The organism is Dickeya sp. MK7, assembly GCF_000406305.1.
Classification (GTDB): Bacteria; Pseudomonadota; Gammaproteobacteria; order Enterobacterales; family Enterobacteriaceae; genus Dickeya; species Dickeya fangzhongdai.
Genome location: NZ_CM001984.1, coordinates 1,308,929 through 1,322,045, shown reverse-complemented (window position 1 = coordinate 1,322,045; position 13,117 = coordinate 1,308,929). Strand labels below are relative to the sequence as shown.

Annotated in this window: 13 protein-coding genes; 12 read left to right on the top strand and 1 reads right to left on the bottom strand. The window is 57.7% G+C overall.

Annotation, left to right across the window (positions count from 1 at the left end; genetic code table 11):
- Positions 1-119: 119 nt before the first annotated feature.
- From DXXMK7_RS05930 to DXXMK7_RS05920, 3 genes are read left to right on the top strand one after another with little or no spacing between them, the layout of a single operon-like run.
- Positions 120-860, top strand: a complete 741-nt coding sequence (locus tag DXXMK7_RS05930) for an amino acid ABC transporter permease (RefSeq protein WP_038660924.1) — start codon at positions 120-122, stop codon at positions 858-860.
- Positions 861-1,535 carry a glutamate/aspartate ABC transporter permease GltK gene (gene gltK / locus DXXMK7_RS05925; protein WP_038918277.1) on the top strand — a complete coding sequence of 225 codons (675 nt, stop codon included), beginning with the start codon at positions 861-863 and terminating at the stop codon, positions 1,533-1,535.
- On the top strand, positions 1,535-2,260 hold the full coding sequence (locus DXXMK7_RS05920) for an amino acid ABC transporter ATP-binding protein (protein WP_038660930.1): 726 nt from the start codon (positions 1,535-1,537) through the stop codon (positions 2,258-2,260). Before gltK ends, DXXMK7_RS05920 begins: the two co-directional genes overlap by 1 nt.
- A 64-nt stretch (positions 2,261-2,324) precedes the next feature.
- Here the strand turns inward: DXXMK7_RS05920 and DXXMK7_RS05915 are convergent, their stop codons facing one another.
- Positions 2,325-2,807 (bottom strand): zinc ribbon-containing protein, encoded by a 483-nt coding sequence (locus DXXMK7_RS05915; protein ID WP_013316973.1) that lies wholly within the window; start codon positions 2,805-2,807, stop codon positions 2,325-2,327.
- 258 nt (positions 2,808-3,065) lie between these two features.
- Between DXXMK7_RS05915 and leuS the strand changes: the two genes are divergently transcribed.
- The 9 genes from leuS (at position 3,066) to rlpA (ending at position 13,078) form a co-directional block, all read left to right on the top strand.
- Complete coding sequence (leuS, locus tag DXXMK7_RS05910; protein WP_038918276.1) at positions 3,066-5,648, top strand: leucine--tRNA ligase; 2,583 nt, start codon at positions 3,066-3,068, stop codon at positions 5,646-5,648.
- A gap of 14 nt (positions 5,649-5,662) precedes the next feature.
- The gene (lptE, locus tag DXXMK7_RS05905; RefSeq protein WP_038918275.1) at positions 5,663-6,217 is read left to right on the top strand and encodes an LPS assembly lipoprotein LptE; all 555 of its coding nucleotides are present in this window, start codon (positions 5,663-5,665) and stop codon (positions 6,215-6,217) included.
- On the top strand, positions 6,214-7,245 hold the full coding sequence (holA, locus tag DXXMK7_RS05900; protein WP_038918274.1) for a DNA polymerase III subunit delta: 1,032 nt from the start codon (positions 6,214-6,216) through the stop codon (positions 7,243-7,245). Before lptE ends, holA begins: the two co-directional genes overlap by 4 nt.
- The gene (nadD, locus tag DXXMK7_RS05895; RefSeq protein WP_049842520.1) at positions 7,235-7,909 is read left to right on the top strand and encodes a nicotinate-nucleotide adenylyltransferase; all 675 of its coding nucleotides are present in this window, start codon (positions 7,235-7,237) and stop codon (positions 7,907-7,909) included. Before holA ends, nadD begins: the two co-directional genes overlap by 11 nt.
- A 157-nt stretch (positions 7,910-8,066) precedes the next feature.
- Positions 8,067-8,384, top strand: coding sequence for a ribosome silencing factor (rsfS, locus tag DXXMK7_RS05890; RefSeq protein ID WP_013316968.1), 318 nt, complete (start codon positions 8,067-8,069; stop codon positions 8,382-8,384).
- A gap of 1 nt (position 8,385) precedes the next feature.
- Positions 8,386-8,856, top strand: coding sequence for a 23S rRNA (pseudouridine(1915)-N(3))-methyltransferase RlmH (rlmH, locus tag DXXMK7_RS05885; RefSeq protein WP_038918272.1), 471 nt, complete (start codon positions 8,386-8,388; stop codon positions 8,854-8,856).
- Positions 8,857-8,892: 36 nt separating this feature from the next.
- Entirely contained in the window at positions 8,893-10,797 is a 1,905-nt protein-coding gene (gene mrdA / locus DXXMK7_RS05880; RefSeq protein WP_038918271.1) for a peptidoglycan DD-transpeptidase MrdA, read from the top strand.
- Between the two features lie 7 nt (positions 10,798-10,804).
- Positions 10,805-11,917 (top strand): peptidoglycan glycosyltransferase MrdB, encoded by a 1,113-nt coding sequence (gene mrdB / locus DXXMK7_RS05875; protein WP_038660958.1) that lies wholly within the window; start codon positions 10,805-10,807, stop codon positions 11,915-11,917.
- A 9-nt stretch (positions 11,918-11,926) separates the two neighbouring features.
- Complete coding sequence (rlpA, locus tag DXXMK7_RS05870) at positions 11,927-13,078, top strand: endolytic peptidoglycan transglycosylase RlpA (RefSeq protein WP_038918270.1); 1,152 nt, start codon at positions 11,927-11,929, stop codon at positions 13,076-13,078.
- The last annotated feature ends 39 nt before the right edge of the window (positions 13,079-13,117 follow it).

Genomic DNA, 13,117 nt, shown 5'->3' with positions numbered 1-13,117 from the left:
TTGCTGATTCGTGGCAAGACAGACAGGCGCAGGGTGGTCGTTCCCCACCCTGCGAATCCACAAGCCACTCATCAATCTTCGGGGTAGCGAACGCTACCCTTTTTTTACCGGAGTTTGTTATGTCAATAGATTGGAACTGGGGCATTTTCCTGCAATCCGCTCCGTTCGGAAATACGACCTATTTGGGGTGGATTATTTCCGGCCTGCAGGTCACCGTATCGCTTTCTTTGTGCGCCTGGGTCATCGCCTTCCTGCTGGGCTCACTACTGGGTATTCTGCGTACCGTTCCCAACCGTCTGCTGGCCGGTATCGGCACCTGCTATGTGGAGCTGTTTCGCAACGTGCCGCTGATTGTCCAGTTCTTCAGTTGGTATCTGGTTGTGCCGGAGTTACTGCCAGCCAAAATCGGCATGTGGTTTAAGGCCGAACTGGACCCCAATATCCAGTTCTTCCTGTCCTCCATGTTTTGTCTGGGCATGTTCACCGCCGCCCGCGTGTGCGAACAGGTGCGGGCAGGCATTCAGTCGCTGCCGCGAGGCCAGAAGGCCGCCGGTCTGGCGATCGGCCTGACGCTCCCCCAGACCTACCGTTATGTCTTGCTGCCCAACGCCTACCGGGTGGTAGTGCCGCCGCTGACCTCGGAAATGCTCAATCTGGTGAAAAACTCCGCCATCGCCTCCACCATCGGTCTGGTGGACATGGCGGCGCAGGCCGGCAAGCTGCTGGATTACTCCGCTCACGCCTATGAGTCCTTCAGCGCGATCACGCTGGCCTATATCGGCATCAATGCCATCATCATGCTGATCATGCAGATTGTGGAGCGCAAAACCCGTCTGCCGGGCAATCTGGGGAGCAAATAAATGTACAACTTTGACTGGAGTTCGATTCCGCCCAGCCTGCCTTATCTGATCAAGGGGATGGGCGTCACGCTGGAAATCACCCTGACCGCGGTCGTGGTGGGGATTGTCTGGGGTACCGTGCTGGCGGTGATGCGCCTGTCGCCCATCAAGCCCATCAGCTGGTTTGCGAAACTGTACGTCAACCTGTTCCGCTCGGTACCGCTGGTGATGGTGCTGCTGTGGTTCTACCTGATCGTGCCGAGCTTATTACAAAATGTGCTTGGCCTTTCTCCGAAAACCGATATTCGGCTGGTATCAGCTATGGTAGCCTTCTCGCTGTTTGAGGCGGCCTATTATTCCGAGATTATCCGCGCCGGCATCCAGAGTATTTCCCGCGGGCAGGCCTCCGCCGCGCTGGCGCTGGGGATGACCCACTGGCAATCCATGCGGCTGGTGATTCTACCTCAGGCGTTCCGGGCCATGATTCCCTTGCTGCTGACTCAAGGTATCGTGCTGTTTCAGGATACCTCGCTGGTGTATGTGCTCAGTCTGGCGGACTTCTTCCGTACCGCATCCACCATCGGCGAACGTGACGGTACTCAGGTGGAAATGATCCTGTTCGCCGGGTTTGTGTACTTTGTTATCAGCCTCTCGGCGTCGATACTGGTCAATTATTTGAAGAGAAGGACGGTTTGATGATTTTCCTGAAAAATGTTTCTAAATGGTATGGTCAATTTCAGGTGCTGACCGACTGCTCCACCGAAGTGAAAAAAGGTGAAGTAGTGGTGGTTTGCGGACCTTCCGGCTCCGGGAAATCGACCTTAATCAAAACCGTTAACGGCCTGGAGCCGATCCAGCAAGGTCAGATCGAAGTTAACGGCACCACTGTCAATGACAAACGCACCAATCTGGCGCAATTGCGCTCCAAAGTCGGCATGGTGTTCCAGCATTTTGAGCTGTTCCCCCATTTGTCCATCGTCGACAACCTGACGCTGGCGCAGGTCAAGGTACTCAAGCGCGACAAAGAAGCCGCCCGCGAGAAAGGACTGAAGCTGCTGGCGCGCGTCGGCCTGTCGGCGCATGCCAACAAGTTCCCCGGGCAGTTATCCGGTGGTCAGCAACAGCGTGTGGCTATCGCCCGCGCCCTGTGTATGGACCCGGTGGCGATGCTGTTCGACGAACCGACCTCGGCGCTCGACCCGGAAATGATCAATGAAGTGCTGGACGTAATGGTAGAGCTGGCGCAAGAAGGCATGACCATGATGGTGGTGACCCACGAGATGGGGTTCGCCCGCAAGGTGGCGCACCGCGTCATCTTCATGGATGAAGGCAAGATCATTGAAGATACCCGCAAAGAGGACTTCTTCAGTAATCCGCAGTCTGACCGCGCTAAAGACTTTCTGGCGAAAATCCTGCATTAATCCGCAGCCTGTCGCCATATCGCAAGGGTGCTTCGGCACCCTTGTTTTTTCCACACGCTCCCGGTCAGGGCGAAAACGGCTGGCGATGGAACTGGTCATGCCCGCATTTCGGGCACAGCGGCAAGACTTCTGGGGTATAAAAAGCAATGTGGTGATGGCACTGTTCGCACACCAGATTGCCCAGCCCTACCACCTCGCCGCTATGATATACGCCGTGGTGGCTGACATCCTTGAACACTTCGCGCCATTCCAGTTGCGTCTTGTCGGTGATATCCGCCAGGTTCTGCCACAGGCTTTCACGAATCACGCGCACGAATACACTGTCGGCAAAGGCATTCTGGCTCTCCTCGTAACTGAGGGAGAAGGCTTCCAGATCACGCTGGAGCGCCAGTATTACCTGTTCAATCTCCTTTTGCGTCAGTTCATTGGTTTCCTGTAACTGGCGCCGGGCATCCGACATCAGCTTATCCATGTCCCGCTCGCCGCGGCTTAACCACTCGGTAACGGCGGACATCAACTCCCGGTAATACTGAACCACTTTGCTCATCGTGACTCCTTAGCGTGAAAGCGCTTATCGACGGGCCTGCACAGCCTAGTGTAGATGATTTTTCCGACACTACCGGGAGCCGCTTCCCAATCCGCGGGTTTAACCTCCGTCTTCGCTACCGGCGCCGCATAAATCAGCCCCGGACCGCCTCAAGCGGTTGTTGAGCCAGTCGCTTATCAGCTATGCTATGCGGATCTTTTGAAATGAAACAGAACATGCTACCGAGGTAGCGATTTTCACTAAGGACCACTGGCAGCCATGCAAGAGCAATACCGCCCAGAAGATATCGAAGCGCACGTCCAGCTTCACTGGCAAGAGAAACAGACTTTCAAAGTGACCGAAGAACCCGGCAAGGAAAAATACTATTGCCTTTCCATGCTGCCTTATCCTTCTGGCCGTCTACACATGGGTCATGTCCGCAACTACACCATCGGCGACGTGATCTCCCGCTATCAGCGTATGCTGGGCAAAAACGTTCTACAGCCGATCGGCTGGGACGCCTTTGGCCTGCCGGCGGAAGGCGCGGCGGTGAAAAACAATACCGCGCCGGCGCCCTGGACCTACGCCAATATCGAATACATGAAAAACCAGCTGAAATTGCTGGGCTTCGGTTACGACTGGGATCGCGAAGTGGCGACCTGCAAACCGGATTACTACCGCTGGGAACAGTGGTTCTTCACCAAACTGTATGAGAAAGGCCTGGTTTACAAAAAAACCTCAGCGGTGAACTGGTGCCCGAACGACCTGACCGTGCTGGCCAACGAGCAGGTGATCGACGGATGCTGCTGGCGTTGCGACACCAAGGTGGAACGCAAGGAAATCCCGCAGTGGTTCATCAAAATCACCGCTTACGCCGACGAACTGCTCAACGATCTGGATACGCTGGAAAGCTGGCCTGAGCAGGTCAAAACCATGCAGCGCAACTGGATCGGCCGTTCCGAAGGGGTAGAAATCACCTTCCGGATCGCTGACGGCGACGACACCCTGACCGTTTACACTACCCGCCCGGACACCTTCATGGGCGTGACCTATGTCGCCGTGGCGGCTGGTCACCCGCTGGCGCTGAAAGCGGCGGAAAACAACCCGGCGCTGCAGGACTTTATCGCCGAATGCCGCAACACCAAAGTGGCGGAAGCCGACATGGCGACCATGGAGAAAAAAGGCGTCGCTACCGGTCTGTTCGCCATTCACCCGCTGACCGGCGAAAACGTGCCGGTATGGGCCGCCAACTTCGTGCTGATGGAATACGGCACCGGCGCCGTCATGGCGGTACCGGGCCACGACCAGCGCGACTGGGAATTCGCCCACAAATATAGCCTGCCGGTGAAACCGGTTATTCTGATGGCAGACGGCAGCGAGCCGGATCTGTCCACTCAGGCGCAAACTGAAAAAGGCCGCCTGTTCAACTCCGGCGAATTCGACGGACTGGACTTTGACGCCGCCTTTAACGCCATTGCCGACAAACTGGTGTCGCAGGGCGTCGGTCAGCGTAAAGTCAATTACCGTCTGCGCGACTGGGGTGTGTCCCGTCAGCGCTACTGGGGCGCGCCGATCCCGATGGTGACGCTGGAAGACGGCACCGTAATCCCGACGCCGGAAGACCAACTGCCGGTAGTGCTGCCGGAAGACGTGGTAATGGACGGCATCACCAGCCCGATCAAGGCCGATCCCGAGTGGGCCAAAACTACGGTCAACGGCCAGCCGGCGCTGCGTGAAACCGATACCTTCGATACCTTCATGGAGTCGTCCTGGTATTACGCGCGTTACACCTGCCCGCAGTACGATCAGGGCATGCTGGATCCGGCTGCCGCCAACTACTGGCTGCCGGTAGACCAGTATGTCGGCGGTATCGAACACGCCATCATGCACCTGATGTACTTCCGTTTCTTCCACAAACTGATGCGCGACGCCGGTCTGGTGAATTCCAACGAACCGGCTAAACGTCTGCTGTGTCAGGGTATGGTTCTGGCCGACGCCTTCTACTATGTCGGCAACAACGGCGAGCGTATCTGGGTATCGCCGAGCGACGCGACGCTGGAGCGCGACGACAAAGGGCGCATCACCAAAGCGTTCGATAAAGAAGGCCGCGAGCTGGTTTACGCCGGCATGAGCAAAATGTCGAAATCGAAAAACAACGGTATCGACCCGCAGGTCATGGTGGAACGCTACGGCGCCGACACCGTACGTCTGTTCATGATGTTCGCCTCCCCGGCGGAAATGACGCTGGAGTGGCAGGAATCCGGCGTGGAAGGGGCTAACCGCTTCCTGAAACGCGTGTGGAAACAGGTTTACGACCACACCGGGAAAGGCGCCACCCAACAGTTGGATGTGGCTGCGCTGACGGAAGACCAAAAAGCGCTGCGCCGCGACCTGCACAAAACCATCGCCAAAGTGACGGATGATATCGGCCGTCGTCAGACCTTCAACACCGCCATCGCGGCGATCATGGAGCTGATGAACAAGCTGGCCAAAGCGCCGCAGGAGTCGGAACAGGACCGCGCGCTGACGCAGGAAACGCTGCTGGCGGTAGTGCGGATGCTCTACCCGTTCACTCCGCACGCCTGCTTCGTACTGTGGCGCGAGCTGAAAGGCGAAGGCGACATCGATCAGGCGCCGTGGCCGGTAGCTGACGAACAGGCGATGGTGGAAGACTCTCGTCTGGTCGTGGTACAGGTCAACGGTAAAGTTCGCGGCAAAATCACCGTAGCGGCCGATGCCACCGAGCAACAGGTTCGCGATCGGGCGGCACAGGAGCCGCTGGTAGCCAAATATCTGGATGGCGTGACCGTTCGCAAGGTGATTTTCGTTCCAGGCAAACTGCTTAACCTGGTTGTGGGTTAAGGCAAGGAGGTACTGTGCGACACCCGTTTTTAACGCTGGTGCTGGGGCTGGTGGTCTTGATGACCGCCGGCTGCGGCTTTCATCTGCGCGGCACCACTCAGATGCCGGAGCAGTTGCATAATCTGATTCTGGACAGTGGCGACCCCTACGGCCCGATGACGCGGGCCATCCGTGAACAGTTGCGTCTCAACAACGTCAACATCATGGAAAATACCGAACGTAAGGATCTGCCGTCCTTCCGTTTTATGGGAGACCATCTGACCCGCAACACCGTATCTATTTTCCAGGATGGGAAAACAGCAGAGTACCAGCTGGTTCTGGAAGTAAAAACACAGGTGCTGATCCCGGGTGATGACATCTATCCGCTCAACGTGACGATTTTCCGCTCCTTCTTCGATAACCCGCTTGCTGCGCTGGCCAAAGACGCAGAGCAGGATATCGTACTGCGTGAAATGCGTGAGCAGGCGGCCCAACAGTTGGTACGAAAACTACTGACGATCAAAGGAAGCCAGAACGCGAAAATCAATCAGAAGGCGCAGGCCGCTACATCCGCACCGGCGCACCCATGATTCGGATCTATCCCGAACAACTGACCGCGCAGCTCCATGAGGGGCTGCGCGGCTGTTATCTGCTGTTCGGCAACGAACCCCTATTGCTGCAGGAGAGTCAGGATCAGATCCGGACCATCGCCCGTCAGCAAGATTTTCTGGAACACTTCAGTTTCACGCTGGATAACAACACCGACTGGGACGCTATTTTTTCCACCTGTCAGGCGCTCAGCCTGTTTGCATCCCGCCAGACCCTGCTACTGATTTTGCCCGACGCCGGTCCCGGCGCCCCCATCAGCGAGCAACTGGTCAAGCTTTCCACCCTGTTGCATCCCGACATTCTGTTGATGGTACGGGGCAGCAAGCTCACCAAAGCGCAGGAAAACAGCGCCTGGTTCAAAGCGTTGTCGCAACAGGGCGTGTATGTCCCCTGCATGACGCCTGAACAGGAACAACTCCCCCGCTGGGTGGCGCATCGCGCTAAAAACATGAAGCTGGAACTGGATGACGCCGCCAGCCAGTTGATTTGCTATTGCTATGAAGGAAATCTGCTGGCGCTGGTGCAAGCGCTGGAGCGACTGTCGCTGCTGTATCCGGACGGCAAGCTGACGCTGCCGCGGGTCGAACAGGCGGTCAACGATGCCGCGCATTTCACGCCGTTCCACTGGCTGGATGCGCTGCTGGGCGGCAAAAGCAAACGCGCGTGGCACATTTTGCAGCAGTTACGGCTGGAAGAGTGTGAGCCGGTTATCCTGCTACGCACCGTGCAGCGGGAATTGCTGTTGCTGCTACAGTTAAAACGACGCATGGCGACCACGCTGCTGCGCACGCTGCTTGATCAGCACAAGGTGTGGCAAAACCGACGTCCGCTGTTGACGCAGGCATTGCAACGTCTGTCGCTGACGCAATTACAGCAGGCGATCACCCTGCTGAGCCGGCTGGAGATCACCCTGAAACAGAATTACGGGCAACCGGTCTGGGCGGAACTGGAAACGCTGTCGATGATTCTGTGCGGTAAAGCGCTGCCCGACGGCCTGCTTGAGGTATAGCAATTTGTCGACATTCCCGGTCACCCAGCCCCTGACCGCCTACTTTGGCGGTACGTTTGACCCGATTCACTATGGGCATCTGCGCCCGGTCGCCGCGCTGGCGCAGGAAATTGGTCTGCAACGCGTTATTCTGTTGCCCAACAACGTCCCGCCGCACCGCGAGCAGCCGGAAGCCAACGCCGGCCAGCGCAAGACCATGATTGAGCTAGCGGTACGCGATAACCCGCTGTTTCAGATCGACGATCGTGAACTGCAGCGCGCCACGCCGTCCTATACCATTGAGACGCTGGAAGCATTACGCGCCGAGAAAGGCGCCGGCGCGCCGCTGGCGTTCATTATCGGGCAAGACTCGCTGTTGACGCTGCATCGCTGGCATCGCTGGCAGGAAATTCTGGATTATTGTCATCTGCTGGTCTGCGCCCGCCCCGGTTACCGCCAGCAGTTGGATACCACCGAGCTGGAAGCCTGGTTGGCCGCGCACCAGACTTACGATGTCGACCAGTTGCACTGCCGCTGTCACGGGCTGATTTACCTCGCCCATACCCCGCTTCTGCCGATTTCCGCCACCGACATCCGTCATCGCCGACAACAAGGCCTCGACTGCCATGATCTGCTGCCCGAAAGTGTGCTGAAGTATATTGACACACACGGACTCTATCGATAGTCATGCGTTGATACCACTCATTATAAGGCCGTGATATACTCCGCCGCTGGTTTCGGCTACAGGAAAACCACCTGCCGTCGCGGTGAAACGGCTATTTCACTGACGCCAGGCCAGCCCGCATAACCGGCAGATTAACCACTCATTAAAGGGGGAACCTTTGCAAGGCCAAGCACTCCAAGATTTCGTTATTGATAAACTTGACGATTTGAAAGGTCAGGATATTGTTGCCCTCAATGTAAAAGGGAAATCCAGTATCACTGACTGCATGATTATTTGTACCGGCACCTCCAGCCGTCATGTCACCTCCATCGCCGATCACGTTGTGCAGGAATCCCGCGCCGCCGGGCTGATGCCGCTAGGCGTTGAAGGGGAAAACGACGCCGACTGGGTCGTGGTCGATCTCGGCGACGTGATCGTCCATGTGATGCAGGAAGAGAGCCGCCACCTGTACGAACTGGAAAAACTCTGGGGCTGATATGAAGCTGCAACTGGTCGCCGTTGGCACCAAAATGCCCGACTGGGTGCAGACCGGCTTTACCGATTACCTCCGCCGTTTTCCCAAAGACATGCCGTTTGAACTGGTGGAGATTCCGGCGGGTAAGCGCGGCAAGAACGCCGATATCAAACGGATTCTGGAACGGGAAGGCGAACTGATGCTGGGCGCCGTAGGCAAAGGCAACCGCATCGTAACGCTGGATATTCCCGGTTCGCGTTGGGAAACGCCGCAGCTGGCGCAGCAACTGGAGCGCTGGAAACAGGACGGTCGCGATATCAGCCTGCTGATTGGCGGCCCTGAAGGGCTGGCGCCGCAGTGCAAAGCCGCGGCGGAGCAAAGCTGGTCGCTGTCGCCGCTGACGCTGCCGCATCCGCTGGTGCGCGTGCTGGTGGCGGAGAGTCTGTACCGGGCCTGGAGTATTACCACCAATCATCCTTACCATCGGGAGTAAGGCGAACGATGAACCCTGTGAAGTAGCAATCGCTGGATGAATATAGAACGTAAACCCTTTCGTGACTATACGGCTGAGGCAGCCCTGTTCGTACGCCGGGCGCTGGTCGCGTTCCTGGGCATTTTGCTGCTGAGCGGTATTCTGGTCGCCAATCTATACCACCTGCAGGTTTTACGTTTTGACGATTATCGTACCCGTTCGAATGAAAACCGCATCAAGCTGGTGCCGATTGCCCCGAGCCGCGGCATCATCTATGACCGCAACGGCACCCCGCTGGCGCTCAACCGCACGATTTACCAGTTGGAGCTGATTCCCGAAAAGGTCAACAATCTGGAAGAGACGCTGCAGGCGCTCAAATCGATCATTGACCTGACCGATGAAGACATCGATAACTTCAGAAAAGAGCGTAAACGTTCGCGTCGCTTCACGTCCATCCCGGTCAAAACCGGATTGAATGAAGTGCAGGTAGCGAGCTTCGCCGTCAATCAGTACCGTTTTCCCGGCGTGGAAGTCAAAGGCTACCAGCGCCGCTACTACCCGTACGGTGCCGCGCTGACCCACGTCATTGGCTACGTCTCTAAAATCAACGATAAAGATCTGGAAAGACTGGACCAGGAAGGCAAGCTGGCGGACTACGCGGCGACCCATGATATCGGCAAGCTCGGTATTGAACGCTATTACGAAGATGTGCTGCACGGCAAACCGGGCTACGAGGAAGTGGAAGTCAATAACCGCGGCCGCGTGATTCGCCAGTTGCACGAACAACCGCCGCAAGCCGGCAAAGATATCTACCTGACGCTGGACCTTAATCTCCAGCTCTATATCGAGAAACTGCTGACCGGCAGCCGCGCCGCCGTGGTAGTCACCGACCCACGGGACGCGGGTATTCTGGCCATGGTATCCAATCCCAGTTACGACCCGAACCCGTTCGTCGACGGCATTTCAGGCAAAGCCTATCGGGAACTACTCAACGATCAGAATCGGCCGCTGATTAACCGCGCGACACAAGGCGTGTACCCACCCGCCTCTACTGTCAAACCCTACATCGCGGTATCCGCGCTGAGTGCTGGAGTTATCACTCCTTATACCTCGCTGTTTGACCCCGGCTGGTGGCAGTTGCCCGGCTCGGAAAAACGCTTCCGCGATTGGAAAAAATGGGGACACGGCCGCCTGAATCTCACCAAATCGCTGGAAGAATCCGCCGATACCTTCTTCTATCAGGTCGCCTATGACATGGGTATCGACCGCCTGTCTGAGTGGATGGGCAAATTCGGTTACGGTCATCTCACCGGTGTCGATCTGTCTGAAGAACGGGCCGGGATCATGCCGACCCGAGACTGGAAGATGAAACGCTACAAGAAACCCTGGTATCAGGGGGATACTATCCCGGTCGGCATCGGCCAGGGCTACTGGACCGCCACGCCGATCCAGATGATCAAAGCGCTGACCACGTTGATTAACGACGGCCAGGTCAAAACGCCACATCTGCTTAGCAGTACGCAGGAAAACAATACTCAGGTGCCTTACCGCCAGCCGGAGCACCAGCAGATCGGCGATATCCGCTCCGGTTACTGGGAAATAGCCAAAGACGGCATGTACGGCGTCGCCAACCGCCAGAACGGCACCGCCCACAAATTCTTTGCCGACGCGCCGTATAAGATTGCGGCCAAGTCAGGGACGGCACAGGTATTCGGCCTGAAGGAAAACGAAACCTATAACGCCAACCGGATTGCCGAACGGCTGCGCGACCACAAACTGATGGTTGCTTTCGCCCCTTACAGCAACCCGAAAGTCGCCATGTCCATCATTCTGGAAAACGGCGGCGCCGGGCCAGCCGTCGGGACTATCGTGCGTCAAATCCTCGACCATATTATGTTGGGCGACAACAATACCAACCTGCCGGACGCGCCGCCGTCGCCGCCGGGCAGTGAAACCGAGTAGAGGCACCATGACAGACAGTCAACAAAAAGGCTCAATCTGGACCAAAATGCACATTGATCTGCCTTTCCTTCTGTGTGTAATGGCGTTACTGGGCTATAGCATGTTCGTCATGTGGAGCGCCAGCGGGCAGGACACGGGCATGATGGAGCGCAAAATTGCCCAATGCGTGCTGGGGTTAGTCGTCATGATCGGCATGGCGCAAATCCCGCCGCGGGTCTATGAGGGTTGGGCCCCGTATCTGTACATTTTCTGTTTTATCCTGCTGGTCATGGTGGATGTATTCGGCCAGATCAGTAAAGGCGCGCAACGCTGGCTCGATTTAGGCGTGGTGCGCTTCCAGCCGTCGGAAATCGCCAAAATCGCGGTGCCGCTGATGGTGGCCCGCTATATCAACCGCGATATGTGCCCGCCGTCGTTGAAAAATACCGCCATCGCGCTGGCGCTGACGTTCGCCCCCACCCTGCTGGTGGCCGCCCAGCCGGACCTTGGCACCGCCATCCTGATTTGCGCTTCCGGCCTGTTCGTGCTGTTCCTCGCCGGCATGAGCTGGCGGCTGATCGCTATTGCCGCCATTTTGCTGGCGGCGTTCATTCCCGTACTGTGGTTTTTCCTGATGCATGATTACCAGCGCGACAGGGTAATGATGCTGCTGGACCCGGAAACCGATCCGCTCGGCGCCGGTTATCATATTATCCAGTCGAAAATCGCCATCGGTTCCGGCGGCCTGGCCGGCAAAGGCTGGCTGCAGGGCACCCAGTCTCAGTTGGAGTTCCTGCCGGAACGCCATACCGACTTCATCTTCGCGGTGCTGGCCGAAGAGCTGGGACTGATCGGCGTGCTGATCCTGCTGGGGTTGTACCTGTTCCTGATCATGCGCGGCCTGGTGATCGCCGCCAATGCGCAAACCTCGTTCGGCCGGGTGATGGTCGGTGGCTTGATGCTAATCTTTTTCGTGTATGTGTTTGTTAACATCGGCATGGTGAGTGGTATCCTGCCGGTGGTCGGGGTGCCGCTGCCGTTGGTCAGCTATGGCGGCTCGGCTCTGGTCGTCTTGATGGCGGGATTCGGTATCGTCATGTCGATACACACTCACCGCAAAATGTTATCCAAGAATTTATAGGGGTGAGCAATGCGTAAGGATTGGGTTTGGATTGGCGCGATCAGCCTGGCTCTGGCAGGCTGCGCGGTGACGGAACAGCCTCAGTCTCCCTCACCGCAGGCCACGGCGTACAATGGCCCGGTGGAAGAAATCGGCGGCGCGGAGCCGCGCTACGAACCGTACAAACCCGCCAACATGCAGGATTACAGCATGAACGGCAAAACCTACCGTATTGTCAAAAATCCGGAGAATTTCAGTGAAAGCGGGTTTGCCGCCTGGCACGATCGGGAATCGGTCGGTAACCGCACGGCGACCGGCGAAGAATTCGACGTCAACGCCATGGCCGCCGCTCATCCCACGCTGCCGATTCCGAGCTATGTGCGCGTCACCAACCTCAGCAACGGCCGTCGTCTGGTGGTGCGCGTCAACGATCGCGGGCCTTATACGCCGGGCAGAATCATCGATCTGACCAAAAGCGCGGCCGACCGCCTTAATCTGTCCAACAATACCAAGGTGAAGGTGGACTTCATCAGCGTGGCGCCGGACGGCTCGCTCTCCGGCCCCGGCACCATCGGCACCCGTGTCGCCAAACAGAGTTTTGCCCTGCCGTCACGCCCGACGCTGGGCTCCAGCGGTCTGGGAACGCCGGTCATGGAAAGCGCGCCGGCGACTGCCGCTGCGGTGCGGCCGATCAGCAACGCCACCTTGACGCCGACAACAGGTAATAGCGGCAGCAATATCGTTAGCGGCAGCCCGACTATCAACAATACCGGCGCCTCAAGCGGAGGCAGTTTCCTCGGCGCACCCAAACCGCTACCCAGCGGGGTGCTGGAAAGCCCGGAGCCAACGCCTGCCGCTACCCCAGTCAGAGCAACGGCGGTCGCGACAGCGCCGGTCGCCGTTCAGCCGTCACGCACGCTGTCGCAACCGGCTGTGCCTGCCGGTTCCGGCAACATCGTGGTGCAGGTCGGCGCACTGAGCGATCAGCAGCGGGCGCAAACCTGGCTGAAAAGCCTGAACGAGCGCTTCCGCGTGCCTGGCAAAGTCACCCTGAATAACGGTTTATACCGCATCCAGTTGGGGCCGTTCCAGAGCCGTCAGCAAGCTGCCGACCTGCAACAGCGCTTGTCCAGCGAAGCGCAACAGCCGTCATTTATCACCACCGTGTCTGGCGCGCAGTAACCTATTTCCGGTCGAAAGAGGGATAAATTCCCTCTTTCT

Bases quoted from the DNA above. Each gene is read 5' to 3' on its own strand.
- DXXMK7_RS05930 (WP_038660924.1), top strand. From the start codon at position 120: ATGTCAATAGATTGGAACTGGGGCATTTTCCTGCAATCCGCTCCGTTC.
- gltK (WP_038918277.1), top strand. From the start codon at position 861: ATGTACAACTTTGACTGGAGTTCGATTCCGCCCAGCCTGCCTTATCTG.
- DXXMK7_RS05920 (WP_038660930.1), top strand. From the start codon at position 1,535: ATGATTTTCCTGAAAAATGTTTCTAAATGGTATGGTCAATTTCAGGTG.
- DXXMK7_RS05915 (WP_013316973.1), bottom strand. From the start codon at position 2,807: ATGAGCAAAGTGGTTCAGTATTACCGGGAGTTGATGTCCGCCGTTACC.
- leuS (WP_038918276.1), top strand. From the start codon at position 3,066: ATGCAAGAGCAATACCGCCCAGAAGATATCGAAGCGCACGTCCAGCTT.
- holA (WP_038918274.1), top strand. From the start codon at position 6,214: ATGATTCGGATCTATCCCGAACAACTGACCGCGCAGCTCCATGAGGGG.
- rlmH (WP_038918272.1), top strand. From the start codon at position 8,386: ATGAAGCTGCAACTGGTCGCCGTTGGCACCAAAATGCCCGACTGGGTG.
- mrdA (WP_038918271.1), top strand. From the start codon at position 8,893: ATGAATATAGAACGTAAACCCTTTCGTGACTATACGGCTGAGGCAGCC.
- mrdB (WP_038660958.1), top strand. From the start codon at position 10,805: ATGACAGACAGTCAACAAAAAGGCTCAATCTGGACCAAAATGCACATT.
- rlpA (WP_038918270.1), top strand. From the start codon at position 11,927: ATGCGTAAGGATTGGGTTTGGATTGGCGCGATCAGCCTGGCTCTGGCA.